General features: G+C 58.4%; 13 protein-coding genes and 5 pseudogenes. 14 read left to right on the forward strand and 4 right to left on the reverse strand.

The features are described from left to right. Nucleotides 1-1,400 precede the first annotated feature (1,400 nt). Nucleotides 1,401-6,794, forward strand: a complete 5,394-nt coding sequence (locus DUT91_RS22840; protein ID WP_160113694.1) for an autotransporter outer membrane beta-barrel domain-containing protein — start codon at nt 1,401-1,403, stop codon at nt 6,792-6,794. A 319-nt stretch (nt 6,795-7,113) separates the two neighbouring features. Then, nucleotides 7,114-7,227, forward strand: a pseudogene (locus DUT91_RS26905) (IS5/IS1182 family transposase); the annotation flags it as partial. A 289-nt stretch (nt 7,228-7,516) separates the two neighbouring features. Here the strand turns inward: DUT91_RS26905 and DUT91_RS25615 are convergent. The 3 genes from DUT91_RS25615 to DUT91_RS25625 all read right to left on the reverse strand — a co-directional run bounded on the left by DUT91_RS25615 (nt 7,517) and on the right by DUT91_RS25625 (nt 8,829). Continuing rightward, on the reverse strand, nt 7,517-8,110 hold the full coding sequence (locus DUT91_RS25615) for a hypothetical protein (protein WP_147272244.1): 594 nt from the start codon (nt 8,108-8,110) through the stop codon (nt 7,517-7,519). 62 nt (nt 8,111-8,172) lie between these two features. Next, entirely contained in the window at nt 8,173-8,463 is a 291-nt protein-coding gene (locus DUT91_RS25620) for a hypothetical protein (RefSeq protein WP_147272245.1), read from the reverse strand. Between the two features lie 93 nt (nt 8,464-8,556). Further along, the gene (locus DUT91_RS25625) at nt 8,557-8,829 is read right to left on the reverse strand and encodes a hypothetical protein (RefSeq protein ID WP_147272246.1); all 273 of its coding nucleotides are present in this window, start codon (nt 8,827-8,829) and stop codon (nt 8,557-8,559) included. Between the two features lie 856 nt (nt 8,830-9,685). Between DUT91_RS25625 and DUT91_RS26910 the strand changes: the two are divergent. The 3 genes and pseudogenes from DUT91_RS26910 to DUT91_RS22855 all read left to right on the forward strand — a co-directional run. Continuing rightward, nucleotides 9,686-9,919: pseudogene (locus DUT91_RS26910) on the forward strand (HipA N-terminal domain-containing protein); the annotation flags it as partial. Nucleotides 9,920-9,994: 75 nt separating this feature from the next. Next, nucleotides 9,995-10,879, forward strand: coding sequence for a type II toxin-antitoxin system HipA family toxin (locus DUT91_RS22850; protein WP_245419932.1), 885 nt, complete (start codon nt 9,995-9,997; stop codon nt 10,877-10,879). A gap of 20 nt (nt 10,880-10,899) precedes the next feature. Beyond that, nucleotides 10,900-11,217, forward strand: a complete 318-nt coding sequence (locus tag DUT91_RS22855; protein WP_114442761.1) for a helix-turn-helix domain-containing protein — start codon at nt 10,900-10,902, stop codon at nt 11,215-11,217. Between the two features lie 9 nt (nt 11,218-11,226). On the opposite strand, the pseudogene DUT91_RS22860 reads toward DUT91_RS22855, so the two are convergent. After that, nucleotides 11,227-11,805: pseudogene (locus DUT91_RS22860) on the reverse strand (amino acid ABC transporter ATP-binding protein); the annotation flags it as partial. Between the two features lie 706 nt (nt 11,806-12,511). Between DUT91_RS22860 and DUT91_RS22875 the strand changes: the two are divergent. The 9 genes and pseudogenes from DUT91_RS22875 to DUT91_RS22915 form a co-directional block, all read left to right on the forward strand. Continuing rightward, nucleotides 12,512-13,351, forward strand: coding sequence for a helix-turn-helix transcriptional regulator (locus tag DUT91_RS22875; protein ID WP_114442763.1), 840 nt, complete (start codon nt 12,512-12,514; stop codon nt 13,349-13,351). Nucleotides 13,352-13,697: 346 nt separating this feature from the next. Next, nucleotides 13,698-14,165 carry a hypothetical protein gene (locus tag DUT91_RS22880; protein WP_147272247.1) on the forward strand — a complete coding sequence of 156 codons (468 nt, stop codon included), beginning with the start codon at nt 13,698-13,700 and terminating at the stop codon, nt 14,163-14,165. Continuing rightward, nucleotides 14,162-18,463, forward strand: a complete 4,302-nt coding sequence (locus DUT91_RS22885) for a YadA-like family protein (RefSeq protein ID WP_245419930.1) — start codon at nt 14,162-14,164, stop codon at nt 18,461-18,463. Before DUT91_RS22880 ends, DUT91_RS22885 begins: the two co-directional genes overlap by 4 nt. Nucleotides 18,464-18,476: 13 nt before the next feature. Next, a complete protein-coding gene (locus tag DUT91_RS22890) occupies nt 18,477-19,127 on the forward strand; it encodes an invasion associated locus B family protein (protein ID WP_114442765.1) in 651 nt (216 codons plus the stop codon). A gap of 11 nt (nt 19,128-19,138) precedes the next feature. Next, a complete protein-coding gene (locus DUT91_RS25885; protein ID WP_160113695.1) occupies nt 19,139-19,852 on the forward strand; it encodes a hypothetical protein in 714 nt (237 codons plus the stop codon). Nucleotides 19,853-19,957: 105 nt separating this feature from the next. Continuing rightward, complete coding sequence (locus tag DUT91_RS22905; RefSeq protein ID WP_245419934.1) at nt 19,958-20,371, forward strand: DUF4189 domain-containing protein; 414 nt, start codon at nt 19,958-19,960, stop codon at nt 20,369-20,371. 329 nt (nt 20,372-20,700) lie between these two features. After that, a pseudogene (locus tag DUT91_RS22910) lies at nt 20,701-20,955 on the forward strand (IS630 family transposase); the annotation flags it as partial. Beyond that, nucleotides 20,951-21,066, forward strand: a pseudogene (locus tag DUT91_RS27560) (IS481 family transposase); the annotation flags it as partial. The pseudogenes DUT91_RS22910 and DUT91_RS27560, both read left to right, overlap by 5 nt. Before the next feature lie 888 nt (nt 21,067-21,954). Beyond that, nucleotides 21,955-23,460: autotransporter-associated beta strand repeat-containing protein (locus DUT91_RS22915; RefSeq protein WP_200835072.1), on the forward strand; the 1,506-nt coding region annotated here is incomplete at its 3' end.

Here is a 23,460-nt window from a genome sequence, read left to right on the forward strand (position 1 = left end):
CGACACTCTCCGGGTCTGATCAATGTCGGAATCCTTCTGCTTGTCCATGGTATGCAACCATGTCGCCACATCGTTGTTTCAATCAATAAATTTTGGTTTCTATCAATGTAGTTCTATTCGTATCTATTAATGCTTTTTAGGCGGTATCTCGATGTGACGTGCTTATCCTCTTTCAAAAAGTTGCTTGAAGGCAATAGGCGTTGGGAAAAAGAGTTTACGGTTTGTCAGTCTGATAACTGATTGTGGAAATGTCATTCAATGGACCATACCGCGAGGCCTCTCATCCGCCTTCGCTTTGCTCAGGCACCTTCTCCCCGAGGGGAGAAGTGGCCGCGAAGCGGCCGGTGAGGGGCGCGCCTCGCGATTCCGTCGAAACAAGAACGCTCCCGGGCGGCATGAGCAGGACACAATAGTAATTTCCCGGCCCATGGAGATTGGCGCAGTCCGCCCGACGTCGCCGCAGCACATGACAATCATCCGTGCCGGGCTTGCCCCGTACGCCGGTCGGAAGCACTGGCTGGGTCTGATCCTATTTCGCATCGGAAAACCAAAGAAATCAGATATGTCACCGCTTCATCTGTGAAGTAGTGAATCGCGATCCGGCTAGGTTGAAAGCGCGGTTATTTTGGGCAATCCCTTTGAAGAAATTTCGTTATTTTAAAAATCTTGTGTTGTTTACGATTTATGTAGAAATTTATATATATTTTGTTATATCGGTTGATTGCTGGAAGTTTGCGTAAATACGTGAATCTGCATCAAGTATTGTTATATTTTGCGCTCGATCCGGGCCGGACTTTCAATATATGCGTTGCGACGCAAGGAGGTTGACGATGAAGCGGCTTTTCCAAAGCACCTATGTCCCGGAGGCCGGCCTGCTCAGAAAGGGTCTCGCGGCCCTGCGGCGGCGCTATCTCAACGGGGTGGCGTTGTCGGCTTTGGTCTCCGTAAGTCTCCTCGCGCCCGAGGCGGCGCTGGCGAGGGATGCATCCGGCAATGAGCAAATTCCCTCTCCGGCAGTGCCTTGCATCGGCTGGCCCTGCTATAATGCGGACGGGGCCGGCAACAAGTGGTATTCCCTTTCGGGAAACCCGGTAACTATTGGTTATACTGATCTCGCTGGCGGCTCCCAGTCGCGCCCAATTTTTTTCCGGGCAATCAATGGCGGCGCCATCAATCTTGATGGAGGAGGGACGTTCAGAGCTAGTAGCGGTGTAGCGACTTCTTCCCAGGACATATTTATGGCAAATGGCCAGAACAGCAGCATCACAGTGGGAGGAAATGTAAGCGTATCGGTTTCTGGAAATCCAGGCAACCCCGTCCCCCCAAACGTCTATCATGCACTAAATTCGGGCGTGATTACAGTAGGTGGTGCAACCACCTTTGTTCAGGATGTAAATTCGGTGGCGTCGATCTTCCTTGCAGAGGACAGTTCTCGAATCCTCGTCCAGGGCGCCATCAACACCGGCCCTCTAACAGGAACCAACGTCGGCCAGCGGGGTGTTTTTGCGCAGGTAACCGGCCCCGGGTTGATCGAAATCAACGGCGGCGGAACGATCAGGGGCACTGATTTTATTGGGGCAGTGTTCCAGACTAATACGTACTCGCTCAACTTCCCCGGCACTGGGCCGGGAAGCGGCGGCTCGATCAAGGTCGGGGCCGCCGGGCTGGATGTCGATCTGACGGTCGATGCCGCTTCTGTAAATTCTCCTTTAATTGTAATGGTGACTGACGGCACCATCGACATACAGAACGCGACGTTGAAGGCGGGCTATGCTGTGTCGAGCAAAATCTACAATGCCGTGTCTATGATCAGCGACCCCAATTATCTACCGGGCATCAATACGCTTTCCTTCAACAACAGCACGATCACCACGAAAAACGAGGGACAGGTGATAACCGTGGCGGGCGGCACGAATATCGTGAACCTGAACAACCGCAGCGTGCTGACGGCCTTCAACCCCGCCGCTGCAGATTCCCTCGCCAGCGTGACTGCCCTGGCCGGCGGCTTCGTTGGGGACTCCGCGGGCACGCTCACCATCAATTCTACAGCCTCGACGATGACCGGCGGCATTCTCGTGAAAGGGCCGCAAAACAGCCTCGCCCAGAAGGCGGCGGTCAATCTCTATGGCGGTTCGGCATGGACCGGCACCCTCACAGTCGAAGCCGCCGGGTCGAGCGCGGACGTGCTCGTCTCCGATTCCTCAACAATCTGGACGGGGTCGACCACCGGGCCTTCCGGCATCGGCGTGACGCTGAAGAACAGGGGCAAATGGGTCGCCAACGGGCCTTCGAGCGGGCTCGACCTCGTGACGTTCACCGGCGGCACGCTGCAGGCGGATGTTGACAATCTTGCATTTTCGAACGCCTTCAAGGTCGACACGGGCACTGGAACGATTGATACGAACGGTCACGACATGAGCTTGTCCGGGGCCCTGACGGGAACCGGGACACTCGACAAAATCGGTGCCGGCACGCTGACGCAAACGGGCGACAGCAGCGCGTTTGCGGGTTCGATCACGGTCTCGGACGATACGCTCACGGTGAACGGCAAGATCGGCGGTTCCATGACGGTGAAGAATGGCGCTACGCTCAACGGTATAAATGGAACGGTCGGCAACACGACCGTGCAGTCGGGCGGCATCCTGGTCGGCGAAGCCGGCTCGAAGCTCACCTTCAACGGCGGCCTCAAGCTCGAAAGTGGGGCGATTGTGAATGTCACCCTCCAGACGCCGAGCACGACCGAACTTTTCGACGTCACCGGGCCTCTGACCCTCGATGGCACGCTGAACATTGCCGATACCGGCACCCTCATTCCCGGTCATTATCGCCTGTTCAACTATACCGGTGCCCTCACCGACAACACGATGGACATCGGTTCGGTGCCCTCCGGCGTCAACGCGGGCGATCTCACGGTGCAAAATGTGGCGGCGGGCGAGATCGATCTCGTCAACAGCGGCGGTGTTACCCTTAACTATTGGAAAGGTGGTTCGGGCACGTGGAACCTTGCCAATAATAACTGGACCGATGGCGTGCCGGGGACGAACCAAGGCATATGGACCAACGGCAATTTCGCGATTTTTCAGAATACTCCCGCCGGTGTGGTGCAGGTAGGCGCCGCGATCGCCGTCTCCGGCATGCAGTTTGCCATTGATGGCTACCGTATCGAGAACGGTTCGATCGCGCTTCAGGACGCCGACAGCTACATCCGTGTGGGCACCGGCCCCGTCGGAACCGTCCTCACCGCGACCATCGCCTCACAGCTGACCGGATCGGGCGGCCTGGTGAAGGACGACAATGGCACGCTGGTGCTCACCAATGCCGCCAATGACTATACGGGTGGCACAACCATCAAGGACGGTACGATATCGGCATCCGCCGATGGCAATCTCGGTGCGTCAACCGGGGGGCTGACGTTCACCGGCGGCACATTGCAAGTGACGGGCGGTTACACATCGACCTCGCGCAATCTCACGTTCGGCACGGGCGGCGGCGCTATCGATGTCGCGAATTCGTCTTTCACGGTCTCGGAGGCGATCAGCGGCACAGACGCGCTCACCAAGCTGGGCGCCGGTACCCTGGTGCTGGCCAATGCGGGCAACGCCGCAGGCTTTTCGGGCGAAGTCGTCATTGGGGACGGCACGGTGTCGATCGCCTCGGGAGACAATCTCGGCTCGGGCGGGCTCGCCTTCGATACGTCCGTTCAGGGCGGCGGGAGCACGGCGAAGCTGCTCGTCACCAGCACGACCAATTACGCCGGTCCCGTGACATTCTACACGGACGGTACGATCGACACCGCTTCGGCGGCCGACGTGACACTGGGCGGCGAGCTTTCGTGGACAGGACGTCTCATCAAGGAGGGCGCCGGCACGCTGATCCTCTCCAATACTGGGAATAGCTATTCCGGCGGGACTGTCCTCAATGACGGCACGCTGTCGGTGGGCTTCGACTGCAATCTCGGGTGCGGTGGCGGAACGCTGGGCGCCCTGACTTTCAACGGCGGCACGCTGCAGAGCACGAGGACGATGACCTCATCGCGCAGCGTGACAGTCGATGTCGGCGGAGGCACCTTCCTTACCGATCCGAACGGCGATTTGACGATCTCCGGGCCGGTGGCCGGGTCCGGCCCGCTGTTCAAGGATGGGGGTGGCACCTTGACATTGACCGGTAGCGGCAGCGGCTTTACCGGATCGACCACCGTTTCCGACGGCATATTGTATGCAGATGCCTCGCTCGGCGGCACGATGCATGTCGCTTCGGGCGGGCAGCTCGGCGGCTATGGCACCGTCGGCACGACGACCATTGCAGATGGCGGCACGCTTCTCGGGCGGCAGGGCGAGCGGCTCACCATCAACGGCGATCTGAATCTTTCGGGCGCGTCCAATGTCGACGTTTTGCTCGGCGCGCCGGAGACGGCGTCGGATCCCGGCCTTTTCAAGGTCACAGGCGATCTGACGCTGGACGGTTTGCTTAACATCGAATCTTCGGGCGGCTTCATTCCGGGCCTCTACCGGTTGTTCGACTATGCGGGCGCGCTCATCGACAACGGGCTCGAACTGGGCAGCCTGCCCGCGGGGATCGATCCCGCCGACCTGGGAGTGGACACGAGTACCGCCAAAGAGGTCAATCTGATCAGCACCAACGGTGTTGTCTTGAACTACTGGAAAGGCGGCAGCGGTACATGGAACGTCGCCAACAACAACTGGACCAACGGTTCGCCGGGGACCGTGGACGGCAAATGGGCGAACGACCACTTCGCCATCTTCAAGAATCTTCCCTCCGGCACTGTGACGGTCGACGACAGCGGAGGCCAGATCGTGGTCTCCGGCATGCAGTTTGCGGTCAAGGGCTTCCGGATCGAGGGCGATGCGATCAGGCTCGGCGCGGCGGAAACAATCATACGCACCGGGCTTGGCTCGCGCACGAGCGGGACAATCGCGACGATCGCCTCGGAACTGACCGGATCAGGAAAGCTTGTCAAAACCGAAACCGGCACATTGATCCTGGCGGGGAAGAACAGCTACACCGGCGGCACGACGATCGACGAGGGCACACTGCAACTCGGCGAAGGCGGTACTACGGGCAGCGTCGAGGGGGCGATCACCAATGATGGCACGCTCGCCTTCAACCGCTCCGACGATGTCATCTTCAAGAATGCCGTTACCGGCAGCGGCGGCTTTGACCAGATGGGAACCGGCAAGACGACGCTGGACGGTGATTATTCCGGCCTGACGGGCGTTCATAAGGTCAATCAGGGCATTCTCGAGGTCAATACCAGGCTCGGGGGCATGATCGATGTGTTTGGCGGACAGTTGCAGGGCACCGGCACCGTCGGCACGACGCTGAACGCCGCCGGCGGTACCATCGCGCCGGGCAACTCCATCGGCACGCTGACGGTCGACGGCGATTACATCGGGCAGGGCGGCATGCTTGCCATCGAGGCCGTGCTCGGCGATGACAATTCACCGACGGATATGCTCGTCATCACGAAAGCCACAGCGGGCACGACCAATGTGCAAGTGACGAATCTCGGCGGCAGTGGCGCGCAGACCACCAATGGCATCAAGATCGTCGATGTCGGCGGCGCCTCAAACGGCAGTTTCACGCTCCAGGGCGACTACACCTATGAGGGCGATCCGGCGGTGGTCGGTGGCGCTTACGCCTACCGGCTCTACAAGGGTGGCGTCGCCGATCCCAAGGATGGTGACTGGTATCTGCGCTCGGGGTTGGTGTCGTCGTGCCAAGGCGGAGAATGCCCGCCGCATTTCCAGCCGGGCGTGCCGGTCTATGAAGCCTATGCGCATGTGCTGCAGGAACTGAACGCTGTCGGCACGTTGCGCCAGCGCACCGGCAACCGTTATTGGACCGGGGCGGCCAATCCCATGCTCGCAGAAGGCGACGGGCCGGGCGCGGTGGAGACAGTGCCTTCACCCGAAGCCGGTGCGGCGATCGACACCGCCTCCACCGTCTGGGGCCGCATCGAAGGGGCACATGGCCGCTTCGAGCCGAAATACTCCACCAGCGCCACCCAATACGATATCGACATGGTCAAGCTGCAGGCGGGCATCGATGGGCAGTTCTATGAAAGCGAAGCCGGCAGCCTGATCGGCGGGTTGACCGTGCATTACGGCCACGCCAAGGCCGATATCGGCGCGGTGCATGGGCGTGGCAGCATCAATGTCGATGGTTATGGCTTCGGCGGCACGCTCACCTTCTATGGCGAGGATGGGCTCTATCTCGATGGCCAGGCCCAGGCGACCTGGTACCACAATGATCTCAGCTCCGAGACCGCACACCGCACGCTTGCCAGCAGCAATGACGGCTTCGGCTACGCGCTGAGCCTCGAGGCAGGCAAGCGCTTCGCGCTCACGCCCGCCTGGACGATTACGCCGCAGGCGCAGTTCACCTGGTCGCAGGTGGATTTCGATGGCTTCAATGATTCCTTTGGCGTTCAGGTCTCGCATAACAAGAGCGACAGCCTCCGCGGCCGGCTCGGCATCTCCGTCGATTACGGCCAGGCCTGGCGGGACAAGCAGGGCCGGCTCACACGAGCCGATATCTATGTCATCGCCAATCTGCATCACGAGTTCCAGGAGGGCAGCAAGATCGAGGTGGCGGGTGTGAGCTTCGCCAGCGAGAACGATCCCACCTGGGGCGGCATCGGCACCGGCGGCACCTATAGCTGGGCCGACGGCAGATATGCGCTCTATGGTGACGTTTCGCTCGACACCAGCCTCGAGAACTTCGCCGACAGCTACAAGATCAGCGGCAATCTCGGACTCAGAGTCAAGTGGTGATGATGGCAAGCTCTGCCGAGATTGAGTAATCCGGCGAAACACCGATCCGATCGGACCGGCCGAATGGCGAGGCGCTTCACCCCGAAGCGCCTCGCTTTTTTTCGATTGCCATGAGTCCCGTGATTGGCCGCTGTGCCCTCAGCAGGAAAGCTGGGGTCACCGATTGGCCTGCCCCATGAGGCGATCCGGGTTCAATGTTCCTGGACAAGCTCCGGATCTCCGTCGATCAACCCGTTGAGGGCCAGCTTGACAGCAAACTCATAAATTGAGTATCGTTTTTTTGCCGGGTTCTGATTCAAGGCTCCTTTTGGAGTTTTGAATGCGCCGTTTCGAACTGAGCGACTTCGAGTGGAGCGTAATCCAGCCTCACCTTCCGAATAAGGTTAGTGGTGTGGCCCGTGTTGACGACCGCAAGGTTCTCAACGGCATTCTCGTCCTGACAGCCAGACAGGCACACGACGGCAAGTCCGCCGTCGCCATGCTTGACACCCTTCAGCCAGACGCGATTCTGCTCGCAGATCGCGCTTGACAGCAACGCCATTCGCGACCTGGCCGCTATGAGTCTGCGGCCTAACACATTATGGCCAAGCGCGAATCCCCGGATTTTGTGACTCAGTAAGACTAGGGAATGCAGCGCAGAAAAGAAAGCGCAATGATCAACACAGCCAAATGTCGCAAATGCGGATTCCGGCCTCGCGACAAGCGATGATTAATCTTGTTCGTCAGTTTGCGCCCATGTTTTGGACTTTTACGGCATCTATAACCCAATCGTCGTTGACTTGATGTGCATAAAGTCTCACCTTCTTTGACCTATTCTGAAGTGCCCAATCCAGTATCAATCTAGCAAACGATGATCCTACGTCGAAATCGGGAGTGACGAACTTGAAATCCGTCGTGGTGCTATCGCCGTCTTTTATGACTGAAATCGTTGCGGTGCGAGAACTACTGGTCTCGCCTTTGATCGCGGCAACTGTGCATAGGATAATAGGGGCTTCCTCAGAAGGTTCGTCAAATTGAGGAGCGTCTCCGCTGATCAGAGTCGGCGCGTTTGAGCTTATTGCGGACTTAGGTAGTGTTACTCCATCAAGTGATTTTGTTTGGGAATTCTCCGTGAAGCCAGGGAAAATTATGGCTGCATTTAGGAATGAGTACCATATTATTCTCTCTGCTAGATCCGTACCCGTAGCAAAAGTATTGTGTAATATATTTAACACTTTTCCTCCACTCGCTGAAAGAAATGCTATTTGTGTATTATTTTGTTCATTTACAGATGCGAATATCCCCGATACCCATCCTGAATACACGATTGAGGTCAAGTTAATCTCCTTTTCTTTTGAAAAGAGCAATAACTCAGAATTGAGCTATAGTATTGAAATTTTTATTTTCTATTACTTCCTGTAATCCATGTTGTTGCTGATGTAATCCACCAAACAGTTCCCGTGGAGTCATCATCTGAGTATCCATTCATATTAATTTGAATTCTATTCACTAGAGAGTCCCAAAGTATATTCAAAGTAATTGCTACGCCAAGACTTATTTTTGTATCTCTAATTTCCCAATCCCTATTCGTGCCGTTAGTCTCCAGAAATGTAACATAAGTTCTATGTGTTCCATCGGTCATGCCGACGATTCCAGTAACTTTACCAGTAACTTTTCCCTGCCAGATCATGAAGATTCCCATCTTACCTGAAGTCACACATACTCAGAAGCGTGATGGCTATATAAATATGAGTCGGTATTGTGTTTTATGAACGATCTTGCATCAACTGTTCGATTTCTTAACTGAACTGATCCAAAAAGAATCAGGAACATTTCCATATTGGTAGCCATCTATAGTGATCTCGGTGCCATTCAGAAGCGAATCCCAAAGTATGTCTAGGGCAAATGACTGTCCAAGGCCGAATGTAGCGTCAGCAAATTGCCAGTTTCGCGTGGTTCCATTGGTCTCATGTATTGTAATATAAGCATTTCCCGTTCCATCGGTCAGGCCGTTGAGGACCGTAACCTTTCCGACTGTTTCTCCACTCCAAGCCATGATAAGCTCCACTTTCACCTTAATAATGCTGATTACCAAAAATATGATGGCATTTACAAAATAATTGTCGAGACATCATTTTTGATTTCGTTGGTCTGCTTGACTTATGGCGGAATATAACATGTTTTTGTATTTGGATTATCAGATAGTTAGTATTCAGTTATTGAATGATTATTCTGCTATATTATAGCGGTTAGCTTTGTCGTCCGCCCATTCAGGACGACGCCCTCGATGGGGCCATCTTGATCTTCCCGTTTTACGTCGCATCACATGTTTCTCCTTGCTACTGTCCGTCCATCAGGCCCCGTTCCCCGCTTGCTTCGGGCTTTGGTTCAAATCCACCGTCTTCCAGGCATTGACGCTGGTAAATCCACCGGTTGGCTCGTGGAGCGCGTCTGAAAGCCTTTCAGAACGGATGATTGCGCCCTAGCATCGGGTTGTCGGGTACGGATACATACCCGAAGAAGAGCCGCAAAGGGTGTTGATACCCGTATATCGAGGATTTTGCCGGTAGGCGGGTGAGATCGCAACCGAGATGCTCTTCGCGGCGCGGCAGGCGCTTAAAAGCGCTGCAGGGGCCGTGCGATTTGAAATAGAGGCGGGCTGTTTGGAGGCTATCTCTGACAGGCATAGAGTCAGCATAGATAGGCGCCAAGTTATTGATCCATTTCAATGGGTTGATTTTCTCATTTAAGCGTATTATTTGATCCATTGAAAAGGTCAATTAATGCGACTAACGCTCCAAAGCCATTTTGACGGTGAGTGGCATCACGCCGCGACGCTCGAGCTCAAGGACGATGCGGCCGGCTTTCAGGGCCCGTCGATCGTGGATTACGATCTTGACTACTTTGTCACTATGGCTTCGGCGGAGTTCGCTGCGGGGAAACCGGTCAGCGCCAATCGTGCATTGTCGGTTCGCTATCCCGTGGACCTTGAAACCCGACATAGCCGCAACTGGCCGCCATTCCTTTTGGACCTGATGCCACAGGGACATGCGAGGCGAAAGCTTGCCGAACACCTCGGGCTTGCCGAAGGGTCACGTGCTTCCGATCTTCCTCTGCTTCTCCGATCGGCGACCGGCGGAATAGGCAATATCCGAATTAAAGAAGCCAACGACGCCGAAGCGGAGCGACTTCGCGGCGTACAGCGCCAAGGGGTCACAGAGTTGGAAATCCTCGAGCGATCGGATCGCTTCATGGAAGTGGCCGATCGCTTTGGCATGCTCGCCTCCGGCTCAAGTGGCCTGCAAGGCGAATGGCCGAAGGTCTCCATGACCCAGGCGAATGACGGGCTCTATTATCCTGACAGTTTCGTGACCGATGATGAGGCCGTGCGCCACGTCATCGTCAAGCTGGTACGCAGCAATGAGCCTGTGGACCGACTGATTCTCGAAGGCGAAGCGCTCTATTCGCGGATTGCCGACGAGATCGGCCTGAATGTCAGCGAACCGTCGACCTATGCCGAAGGCGTGCTGATCATCCCGCGTTTCGACCGCAAGAAGAAAGATTGCGGCGGTACCATGCGGCTGGGACAGGAAAGCCTGGTGTCCGCAATCGGTATTGCCGATTTCGGACATGTTGGCACACATGAGGCCTATATCGACGCTCTACGCCGATACTCGGCCGATCCCTTCTCGGACATCGTGGAATACCTGAAGCGCGACATTGCCAACCTGGCGCTCGGCAACCCCGATAATCACGGCCGGAACACGGCTCTCAGCAAGCATCAGGACGGTACTATCCGTCTGTCTCCGTTATTCGATTTCGCGCCTATGCGGCTGGCCAAAGAGGGAATCGTTCGCTCTACACGGTGGGCCATAATGCGTGACGAAGGTCTCGATCACCTTCCGGATTGGAAGCGGATTTGCACGGAGGTGACGACCGATCCTGACGAACAAAAAGTTATTGCGGCCGCACTTTCCGCATTCGCTGAACGATTGCGACAGGCGCCGAACATGGCGAAAGACGCGGGCGCTCCCCGCGAAATTCTGCAGCGAGCGATGACCCGCTGTATTGAAATCACGGATAGTGTTTTGGCAGCCTACTCATGAAGCGGAATGTGAGCTGACATATGGCCCGTTGGAAGAAGCCCACGAAAGAGCAGGTACTTGAAAACCGCCGAGCACTGGCCTTGCGTGCGCGCAACGGCGACTTGCGTTTACCCGACGCCGTCGCGGAAATCCGCAAAGGTTTCGGCATGACTCAAGAGGAGTTTGCGCGTTCGTTGGGTCTTACCAGGCGCCAAGTTGCCGAGATTGAAGCTGGTGCCGCAAATCCGACGCTGGAGACTTTGGAGAAGATTGGCAGATTATTCGGATTTGGAGTTGGATTTGTTCCCAGGCCAAGCCCAAATCCGGCGCGGTTCAAAGGGACATTTAGAGCGATCTGATGTGAAGGGCATCCCTTCTTCAGCGAGGGTGATCATGGTGTCGAGAACCTCTTTCACCATCTCCGGGTCAAGTGCCGAGGTCGGCTTGTCGAGCAGCATTATCTTTGGAATCATGCAGAGCGCTCGGGCAATTGCAACGCGCTGCTGCTGTCCTCCGGATAAATGACCGGGTATTTGTTCGCCTGCTCTGGAATCCGCACTTTTCCCAGGAAGTGCATTGCCATATTTTCGGCATCCCTGCGGCGCCTTCCGCAGGAAAGAATCTGGGGCAGGGCGCAATTTTCCTTTACTGTCAGGTGCGGAAAGAGATTGAAGTGCTGGAACACCATCCCGACCTCGCGCCGGATTGCATCAAGGTTTTTTGACGCTATCGTTCAGCGCGATACCGTTGACCGAAATGCTACCGCGCTGGTGCTCTTCCAGCCTGTTGACACAGCGTATGAGGGCCGATTTTCCGGAGCCGGAAGGTCCGCAAACGACGATCCACTCTCCCGCTGCAACGCCCAGGTCGATGTTCTTCAGCACATGGAAGTTTCCATACCACTTGTCGAGGGCGGAGACTTCGATGGCGTTAGGTCGAGTAGTCATCATCGATATCTCCGGGATTGAACGCGGCCTTCAAGCCAGCGGCTGTAATTGGATATGCCGAAGCAGATCAGAAAGTAGATCAAGGCAACGAACACGTAGCCCTGCTGAACTGTTCCCGTTTGAACGCTTCCCCCAATGCGTCTGCGGCCAGCGGCTACGCGATGCGTTCGTGGCCACCACCGAACACGGGGGGGCAACGCCGCCGCTCCCTCACGCGCGACTCGGCAAGCAAGGCTGTAAAGGGCAATCCGGTTCTTCTCGATGTCCGCCGCGCCATGGCACGGTCATAGAGCGGACATTGTGCGTGTCAGTGAAGTTTCAACTTAAGATCAGTTTACACCGTTAGCGTGCTCTAATATTGCCTTGATGATGAGCGATGGCTTAAATCGCACCTTTTTTAACCAGAAGCGATCAAAGTAGTTTCCAGGATGGTGAATTTGTTTTTCTGCTCGTTACCGGTAATAGGATGAAGATAATCAGCATATTTCAAGAAATATGTCTGATCCATCTGATATTTCCGCGTATTTGCGGTCATCTCAAGAATATTAAAATCGATGTTACTGTCCGATATATGCAGAATATACCTATATATGTGAAATATATGCTTGAAGGAAGATTCGCGCAGACATCGTCCGCGCATCGAGTGTTCATCGATCTATCGAGTCGACCAAGGGCTCGATGCATCCAGCCGGATCGGTGCTGAAATATGCTCGATCTCATTCCAGAGGATGCCGGTTCTCGATTGATGACGGGCCATGGTGGAATTGCCCATTTTGTGCAGGCGCCCGGTTCGCTGGCCTTCACCGGGAACATGCATCTGATCGAGATTGTTCTCGCGCCCGTGAACAAAATGGAATTCACCTTTGGAAGCAGCTGCTGGCAGGGCGTCGACGTGCAGATGGGCACCGTCGTGACCATTCCGGCGAATGTCAGTGGCTTTGCCAGCTGGTCCTCGGTGAAAGAAAGCGCAATCATCGCCTTGCAGCCTTCTTATCTGCAAGATCTGGCTGCATGCGAAATCGGCGCGGTGGAGCCGCAATGGCCCGCGCTGGTCAAGGCCGATGCCTTCGCGCTCGGCATCGCCCAGATGATGAAAGCGGAGCTTCTTCGAAAGGAGAGAGCCAACCTGCGCTATGTCGATGCACTGTTGACGCAGCTCAGTGTCCATCTGTTGCGCGTACAGGCGTCCGATGGACCGCCAGCGAAGGCGCAAGGCAGGCTCTCAAGCTACAATGCGAAGCGCGCCCAGGCCTTCATGAAGGAGAATCTGTCACGAAAGGTGACCCTGGCTGATCTCGCTGCGGTGTGCGAACTTTCTCCCAGCCATTTTGTAAGCGCTTTCAAGGCGACATTCGGACAATCGCCTTATCGTTATCTCCTGGGCCTGCGCCTTGCCTATGCCGAAATGCTGCTTGCTCGCCGCAATATGCCGATCGTGCAGGTCGCCCATCTCAGCGGGTTCTCCAGCCAGAGTCATCTGACCTCGGCGATGAGCAAATACAGAGGAGAAACGCCGTTTAGAATACAGGGCCGGAGCAGCAAATAGCTTCGATGTCTGCGAAATACCGACGTTCATTTTCTGCAAAATGCGGCCCGAACCTTTCCCTCTGTGTTCAGTGATCTCTGATTTTCGGCAGAAGCTGAAAAAAACCGCAAGAAGCTGAAATACAGCGGACTGCAATTCGGGCTTATTTTTCCTCATGCAGGAGTCGCAGGCAAACTGCCTGGGCGTGCTGCTTGAAAGCATGGTTCTTTCGCAAGGCTGCGCGGCTGGGCTGGACGTGGAGAGCTGGGGTGGCGAAGGTATGGGGATTCATGAGCAACCCGGAAGACAGGCTGGGGCTCTTCAACTGCGGGGCGGCATTCAATGCCATGGCGGACAATTCGCCGGCATGAGCGGCGAGGCGGCCGAGAACGCGCGGCAAGCATATTCCGAAGCCGTTGGCCAAAGGGTGCGGCGGGCCTTTGAGCTTCTTGAAGAGCGGTATGGAAGCGGGCTCCCCGAACTCAAGCGCGACATGCTTCTCGCCCACTATGTCTACGGTCTCATGGCTGTGCTTCTTGCCGGCGAGGCGCCCGTCCGCCACCTCAAGGCAATCGAATCCCATCTCAAGGAAATAATTCCGGCCGAGCGAGCGGCGAGAGCGCTGCAAGCGGTGCCCGAAGAAGGCGACGCCTGGCTGGAGAGCACGCTGGCCAGTATTGAAGCCATCGGCGGCAAGCATGGCGAGGCGCTTCTGGCGCAAGGAATTGCTGCCACCCAATTCAAGCCGTTCTCGAATAAAAATGCGCTGACGACAGGTTCGGCGGAGCCTGTCTTGAATGCGCGCGATGCCCAAGAGGAGATACTCACCCGATGATGTCCATGCAGGGAATGATCGTCCGGCGCTCGCCGGCCTGTTTTGCAGGTAATTGCATGCACGGCGAGGACAAGGTCAGCCGCTCGCAGCGTCGCCGTCTGATGGCGGTGATGCGGATGGCGCATCGCATCCTCGGGATGCGGCGAGACCGATTGGGGCTCGGCACGCTGGGAGCCGGCGGCGGGCTGCGTGCGGCCAGCGCGATCGGCGGACTGACCGCAATCATCGCGCTTAGCCTCGCCGCGCCGGCGCATGCGCAATATGCTGCTGGCGGGGGCACGGCAACCGGCGGCGGTACAATCGCCATCGGCACGACTGCGTCGGCATCTCAGGTCAATGCCGTTGCGATCGGGACTCGCTCCATTTCGTCGACGCAATACGGGGTGGCAATCGGCCAGGATGCGCAGGCCACAGGCACCGGCGGCGCGGTGGCGATCGGCGGCGGCGCTATCTCAAATAACATCAATACGGTGGCGATCGGTGTCAACGCCAACGCCACTGGGGCCGGGGCCAGCGCGCTGGGCACCGCCTCCCTGGCTTCGGGAGGGAACTCCACCGCGGTCGGTGTCGGCGCCACCGCCAGCAACAACTTTGCGTGGGCCGGAGGCTACGCGTCCGTCGCCAGCGGCCTCAATTCGTTCGCTGGAGGTCGGGGAGCGGCTGCCGGCCAGCAAAATGCCGTCGCCATCGGCTTCCAGTCGGTCGCATCCGCGGTCAATGCCATCAATATTGGCGGGCGCACCGCTGCGGGAGCGGGCGCTCTCGCGGAGAGCGCCATCGCCATCGGCACGGATGTGACAGCGTCTCAGGTCGATGCCATTGCGATGGGGCGCGCCAGCCAGGCGACGGGCATTGCCGCCGCCGCGGTCGGCAATGCGGCTCGGGCGACAGGGAACAGCGCGCTTGCGCTTGGCGTGCAAGCGGCGGCCATCGGCAACAGCACGGTTGCTGTCGGGCAGGGAGCGGGCTCTGGTTCGACCACCGGCAATTCCAGCTCGATTGCGATGGGTATCGCAGCTGGTACGCTCGTGAGTGGCGCGCAGAACACCGCCATTGGCGGCGGCATTCCCAGCGTCCTGAGAGGCGCCGGCTCGGGCGTCACGGGCGCACGCAACCTTGCCTTGGGAACCGGCGACGGTACCGTCGCCTATGACGGCACTCTGCGGGCCTCCGCGGGCAGCCTCGTCACGGGCAACGACAATATCGCGATCGGCACCAATGCAGGCATCGGTGTCGCCAGCAACACGACGACGTCGATCGGTTACAACGCCATGGCGACCGCCGACAATACAATTGCGGTTGGCCCCCAGGCCAATGCGACGGGGGTAAATTCAGCAGCACTCGGCAACGTTGCCAATGCTTCGGCCGACTTCGCGTTGGCCTTGGGCAATTCGGCCGTGTCGAGTGGCTTCGGCTCCGTTGCGGCCGGTTCGGGAGCACAGAGCACGGCCGCCTCCTCGGTGGCGGTCGGCAATAATGCAGCAGCAACCGCCGCGAATACGGTAGCGGTCGGCCTGGGCGCGGCTGCAGACTCCACCGATGCGGTTGCCATCGGCACGAATGCGAGGGCAACGGGCGGCAAGGCGGTGTCGATCGGCTTCGGCAACGTGGCCAACGGCAACGGCGCGGTCGCCATCGGCGATCCCAATACGGCAACCGGCGACGGCACCGTGGCGCAGGGCATGGACAATACCGCGACCGGCAACGGCTCGGTGGCGATGGGTAACACCAACATGGTCGGCGGCGGCGGACAGGCGGTGAGTGTGGCCGGCACGGCAGCGCAGGGCGCGGTCGGCATCGGCTATCAAAACACCGTGATCGGCCAGGGTTCAGTCGCGATCGGCAGCACCTCAAGCGCGCTGGCTGCCGGCTCGCTCGCTTTCGGCGACACGGCGGTGGCCAACAACGCCGGCGACGTTGCGCTTGGTTCGGGCAGCGTCACCGCGGTCGCGGTTCCCACGCCCAACACCGTGATCAACGGCGTGACCTACAATTTCCAAGGCACGAACCCGACATCGACGGTGAGCATCGGCGCTCCCGGCGCGGAGCGCACCCTCACCAATGTGGCGGCGGGCCGGATCTCCTCGACCTCGACCGATGCGATCAACGGTTCGCAGCTTTTTGCGACCAATCAGGCGATCACGGCCGTTGGGGGCGGTCTGGATGCGCTCGGCACCAGCGTGGCGACCTCACTCGGCGGCACCTCGGTCTATGATCCGACCACGAACCAGGTGACCGCGGGACTTGCGATCGGCAGCACGACCTATAACAGCGTGCAGTCCGCCTTGAGCGCGGTGAGCAGCACGGCCTCCGCGGGCTGGAACCTGCAGGCGAACGGGGATGCCGCCACAAACATTACGCCGGGCGGGACGGTGCAACTGCTCAGCGGGCAGAACATCGCCATCACGCGCAACGGAACGGACGTCACGATCGCCACGACGCCGGCCCTCACCGCCGACAGTCTGACACTGTCGAGCGGGCAGGTGTTCAACGCCTCTGGCCTTGATATGAATGGCACTGGCATTACCGGCCTTCTGCCGGGAACGGTTTCCTCGACCTCGACGGAAGCGGTCAATGGCTCCCAGCTCTACGGCACGTCCCTGAGCATCGCCAACATTCTCGGCGGTGGCGCCATCGTCAACCCCGACGGCAGCGTCAGCAACCCGAGCTACACCATCGCAGGCAATACCTATACCACGATAGGCGACGCCTTCACCGCCGTTAACAACAGCCTGACGACCTTCGACAGCGCCCTCAACGGCAGCGGCATCAAATATTTCCGCGCGAATTCGACACTCGCGGATTCCAGCCCGGTGGGGACCGACTCTGTCGCCATCGGTCCGCAGAGCGTCGCAACCGGCAATAACAGCCTCGCGGCGGGCTTGAACGCACAGGCAGATGCCGATGCTTCGCTCGCTATAGGCCGGAACACCCAATCGACGATCGACGGCTCCGTGGCGCTCGGCGCGGAATCCGTGGCCGACCGCGCGGTCGCGTCCACCTCCGGCAGCATCATCTCAGGTACGGGCATTGTACCCTACAATACGACTGACAAGTCCCTGCTGGGGGCGGTATCGGTGGGCAATTCCACGTCCTACCGGCAGATCACGAATGTCGCCGACGGCACCGAGGACCAGGACGCGGTCACCCTGCGCCAGTTGAAGGGCGCGCTAAGCTCTTTTGCAGTGTCGGGCACCATGTACTTCCATGCCAATTCCAGCGCCTCGGATTCACTCGCGGTCGGTGTGGATTCCGTGGCGATCGGCCCACGCACGACCGTCAACGGCGATAATGGCATTGGCATGGGCAATGGCGCTATCGTCCAGATGACGGCGCCCGGCGGTATTGCCGTCGGCCAGAATTCGACCGTCAATCTGGCCGACGGCATCGCGCTCGGCACGAATGCAACGTCGAATGGCATCCAGGCGATGGCACTGGGCGCGGGCGCCACGGCCAATGAACCGGGCAGTGTCGCACTCGGCGCGGGCTCGACGACCGCGGTCGCAGTGAGGACCACCGGCACCACCATCAACAATGTCAACTACACCTTCGCGGGCACGGCTCCGACGAGCACGGTCAGCGTGGGCGACGTCGGCAACGAGCGTACGATCACCAATGTCGCGGCGGGCCGGATCAGCGATACCTCCACGGATGCAATCAACGGCAGCCAGCTCTACGCGACGAACCAGGCGGTCAACAGCCTGGGGAGCCAGATCGGAAGTATCGGGCAGACCGCCGCCAATTCCGTGCAGTATGATACCATCACCAATCCCGACGGATCAGTCACCAAGACCAACAATATTACATTGCAGGGCGGCGACCCGGGCGCCCCTGTGCTGATCCGCAATGTCGCGGCGGGCGTGCAAGACAATGATGCGGTCAATGTCAAGCAGTTCAACGACGGGATGGCGACCACATTGGCTTCGTCGAAATCCTATACGAATGACCAGGTGAACGTGGCAAAAAGCTATACCGACCAGGTGGCTGGAACAACGCTGCAGCAAGCCAATGATTACACCGATTCCAAGCTCAGCCAGCTCAATACGGACATCGGTGATATCCGGAAGGAGGCACGTCAGGCTGCGGCGGTCGGACTGGCGGCGGCTTCCCTGCGTTACGACGACCGGCCCGGCAAGCTCAGCGTGGCGGCCGGTGGCGGCTATTGGCGCAATGAGGGAGCGCTCGCATTCGGTGCCGGTTATACCAGCGAGAACGGTCGCGTCCGCGCAAATGTTTCGGGTACGACCGCAGGCGGCGCATGGGGCGTAGGGGCGGGCCTCAGCGTCACCTTGAACTGAGGATCGCGACGGCATGGGCAAGTGGCGGGGTCCGGCATATCTGGAAGGCTTTCGCTTCTCTCGAGCATCCGCGGCATTCATCAATAGCGGATATCGGATTGCCACGGGTGGGCTCGTCCTTCTTGCGGGGGCTTCCATTTTCCTGGCTGACTGCGCGCATGCCGGCGGCCAGGACATGGAAACCTACAGGCTGAAACCATCGGAGGTGGTGGTGCCCCAGGATATTCCGCTGGGCAGCTATCGGCGGATCATTCGGCCCTTCGAAAACTGGGACCTCATCTGCGACGAGAATCTCCAGGCCAAGCGCAGGGTGTGCAATGTCAGCCAGTCCTTCATCGATCAAAAGAGGGAGCTCGTCTTCAGCTGGTCTCTTGCCGCCGACGAAAAGGGGAAGCCCTTCATGATCTTGCGCGCGCCCTCGCAACCCGGCGCGAAAAGCATGATTTCTCTCGCATTCGCGGGACGGAAAAAGACCGTTGACGTCGAGCTGAGCACATGTGACAGCACGATCTGCCTCAGCTATCTGCCCGTGGGCCCGATCCTTCGGCAGCAAATCGAAAACGAGGCCAATGTAGGGATTTCCTATTCCGGGCCTTCGGGAACTAACGTTAGTCTTGATGCGCCGCTCAAGGGCCTCAAGACTGCATTGTCGGCCATCAACTAGCGAGAAACCAAATGACCCGCCAATCCATCCAGGACCGGATACTGACCGCTTCGCAGCACACGACGCCTGACGAGCCGCTGGCGGGACTGCCATCGGCGCCTCGGCCGGTCTGGCGAGCGGTGCGATACGTTGCGCTTGCCGGCGTGTTCGCCGTTGTGGTCGCCGGGGCGGTCGTCCTCTCGTTCCGTTTTTTTCCGGGGCTCGGGGAATTTGTTGCGGGCACGGCTTCGGCACAATCGCAGGCGCCCGCCGAAAGCAAGCCGGCTGAGGCAGGCGCAGCTGCCGCCAACCAGACTCCTTTTCAGAAGCACGCCAGCCAGGCAGGTATAAGCACCTGCGCCAACGTCTTCGCTGCGCTCGGGCAGGCGTTGACGCTTGGCACGACCTATACCGAGCAAACGCAATGGAACACATCATCGCCTGATACCCATCCCGTCCAGGCCGTCGCCGGAATGACCTATGACCTTCCCGACTACAAGGCGCAGGCCGCAGGTGTGGTGTTCGCGTCGCCCGTAGGGAAAGGCTGTGAGGGAGGTTTCGTGCGAGTGGCGCCATTCCAGAAGACTTGCCAGGAAGTTGTGCAAACGCTTCCAAAGGGCAGCGTGCTGGCGGACAACCTTTCCAACACAATGCTTTTCAACCTGGCCAACGATGGCGGTCAGGCTCTTCTCGTTCCTACGGGAAATAGCTGTGTCGTCGTCTCCGTTGCCAGAATGGCCGGATGAGTATCCGGTTTCTTGATGCGTTGACCAGCGTCAGCTAGGGAGCACAATATGCAAATATACCGTCGTCTTTGGCTTGTCCTGATCACCATCTTTGTCAGCCTGCCCATGGGCAATGCCGCGGATTTGGTGTCGCCGCCGCCTGAGCCGGCGGGCGAGGAAAAGGGCATCTGGGGCGCGATAGCCTTTTCGCCTGTGGACGGTCAACACGGTTTCTTCTGGGGCGCCGACAAGCGACAGGAAGCCGAGGATGCCGCGCTCAAGCACTGCGAGAATGCGAAAGGTCAGGCTTGCAGCGTAGTCAAAGTGTTCCGCAACCATCGCCATTGGGACGATGACGACGGCACGGGCTTTCCTTACGAGCATTGCGCGGCCCTTTCAGTGGGTAAGAATGCTCATGCGCAAACACCCTTCTGGGGCGCCGCGTCGGCAATGACCCGTCGCGAAGCCGTGCAGCAGGCGATGACTCTGTGTGGGGGCGAAGACAACGAGTGCAAGATCCGTGAGTGGGTCTGCACCTAATTAAAGTAGCAGAACAACAAAGATCGAGCCGCCGGATGCCTGTCAGTGCGGCAATCCCATCCTTGTGCCCGGGCAGATCGGGGCGCAAGCGAGCTTGCCGCCAGCCGCTCATGCAGCCGCATCGCCTCGCATGACAGGGCGAGCGTCGAAGCGAGGGTCGCGAGAACATCCGTCGCCTCGACCCGCAGGGGCGCGCGCCACTCCCCTAGGACGGTTCACGCTTTAACGGAATCATATGAATTGGTCGCGAATTATGATGCAGATGCCGGCTGGGCTAAAGGCAGCGTCTAATGACTTGACCTCTTTCCAATGATCTTCGTGCGCGTGAGGTGGCTGCGGTTTTGGGCGGTGAGAGTTACCGGGCCGTGGCTGCCCGGTCTGGCGTTGTGGTTTTCAAATGGATGCAACGCCATCGTGCCACCGGCTCGGTTGCTCCGGCCAAGATGGGCGGCCATCGCAAGCCGGTACTGGAGCAGCATCGTGCGTTCACAGCGGAGCGGATCAACCAGACGTCGCATCTGACACTGCACCGCCTAAAAGATGAACTGCCAGCACGTGGAGCACAGGTTTCACACAATGCGGTTGAGGGACCTCGATCCCGCAAAGCGATCAGGCGCTATGAACGTAGCCATCCCGGCGAGATGATCCACATCGACATCAAGAAGCTCGGCCGGTTCGACCGCATCGAGCGCCGAAGAGCGAAAAGAAAAGTTCGCCCTGTGCTGCCGTCGTGTTGACCTGAGACCCTGAACTTCCTCCAAATTTTGGTGCCTTTTCGCCGGCCGTCAGATTCGACCGGCTGGCGAGGGTGGCTGCCGGCCGCTATCAACATATGAGCGGGACATTTGAACCCGTCTCAGCCGGTCCGGTGATCGCAAAGCTTCGAAGGCTTTGCGAAATGATGTGCACCCCAACAATGCCTGATCCCATAGCATATGACCGGAAACAAAAATATTGAACTTGTAAAAAATATTCTTCAGTCGCTCAGTTTTGGGTTCAAGTAGTAATTACCGGTGCAAATCCTCCTGATTTCCTTATAGATGAAGTTGTATTTATTGACATTGACCTGATTGGTCGCGCTATATCCTCAATGAGGACTACGGAAGAATCATCACTATCCTACCCAAGCTGTAAACTCTGGACGTTATCAGAAGAATATGCCGCTGAGGCGGCCGTTAAAATGTATAGGTAGGACGCTGTCACCTGCGTATTTGTGCGTTTTTCTAAGCGTTGGGCGATCGTCTGCGGGCTGAATATTGGTGGCGAATATATCAAAAGCTCAAATCCAAGGGGATGTGGATGAGAAGAAGAAGGGTGATAATTCTTAAGTCCGTTACGGGAATAGTCGCTGCCGGGGAGCCGGGAATATGGGCTTGAGACAAGTGCGTTCGGAACTTCTCTCGCGCTGCGCGTTTGCGACCGTCTTCGTTGCGACCGCCTCGGCCGTCGCGCTTCGTTCGACTCCGGTAGGCGCAGCTTGCACGACAGTCGGCATCGCTACGGATTGTAATGCAAACCCTCCCAATCCATGGATCACGACCATTGGAACGGGCGCAACCACACCTGTTGGCAGTAGCGTAACCGTGGAAGGCGGCGCCACGATCAGTACCGGTGACGCCAGCGCGATCAGCCTTTCCGACAATGCCAGCATTACGGTGCGCAGCGGCGGCACAGTGCAAAACAGGGCCACCACCTCGCCCGACGGGGGATATTATCTATTCGGGCACAACACCGTCGAGTTCCGCGCAAATGGCAGCTTGGTTGTCGAAAGCGGCGGACAGATTCTGTCCACCGGACCGATTAGGAACGCCGAGGCCGTCAATGTGATCGGTGGCGGAAACACCATCACCAATCACGGATTGATCAGCGATACGTCCGGCCCCGCTATTTGGTTTGAGAACAACGTCGGCACCAATATCAGGAACACCGTCGACAATTACGGCACCATCGAAGCGGCAAGCGGCGGTAACGTGATCGGCTCGTCCGGCCCCGGCGCGCTCGACTTTTACAACCGGGAAACCGGCATCGTCAGAGGCGACCTCGTCCTGGGCGGAGGCGACGATCGTCTGTACCTCTACACCGGCTCGCTGCTCACGGGCTCGCTGAACGGCGGCGGCGGAACCGATACGATCACATTGCGAGGCACCGGCTCCGAGTCCATGGACGGCGCCATCCGGGGCTTCGAGGTGCTCAATAAGGATGATTCCGGCACCTGGGAACTCACCGGGACCATCACTGGCAATATGGCTGTGACGGTGGCGCAGGGCACTCTCATCGTCAGCGGCAACAACGCCGCCTTTACCGGCACCATGACGGTTGATCCGGCAGGCATCCTGCAAGGCACAGCGACCAGTCTCACGCCGGTCATTACCAATAACGGATTGGTGCGGTTTCAGCAGAATAGCAACGGAACTTACGGCGGACTCATCCAGGGCAGCGGAGCGGTCAATAAGAGTGGCCTCGGCGTTCTCATTCTCAGCGGAGCCAACACGTATGGCGGTGGCACCAATATCAATGAGGGCACAATTGCGGTCGGAGCCGATAACGCGCTGGGAGCCTCAACGGGAAGCTTAACCTTTGCCGGTGGCACATTGCAGTTCAATTCCGCTTTTGACTTGTCGCAAAGTCGCGCAATCACGCTCAACTCGCCCGGCGGCACCATTGATACCCAGGCTTTCACAACAACGATCACCCAAGCGATCGCTGGGCCGGGCGCCCTCACGAAGTCCGGCAACGGCATTCTCGTCCTGACCGGCGAGAACACCTATGCCGGCGGAACGGAAATCTCGGCGGGGACGCTGCAGCTGGGTGACGGCGGCACGGCCGGCTCCATCGTGGGCGATGTGCTCAATGACGGCACGCTGACCTTCAACCGTTCCGGCACGATGACCTTCGCCGGAAAGATCTCCGGCACGGGCGCGGTGCACCAGATCGGCAGCGGCGTGACCGTCCTGACCGGCGAGAACACCTATGCCGGCGGAACGGAAATCTCGGCGGGGACGCTGCAGCTGGGTGACGGCGGCACGGCCGGCTCCATCGTGGGCGATGTGCTCAATGACGGCACGCTGACCTTCAACCGTTCCGGCACG

The sequence above is a fragment of the Paramesorhizobium salinisoli genome (genome assembly GCF_003335045.1).
Lineage (GTDB): Bacteria > Pseudomonadota > Alphaproteobacteria > Rhizobiales > Rhizobiaceae > Paramesorhizobium > Paramesorhizobium salinisoli.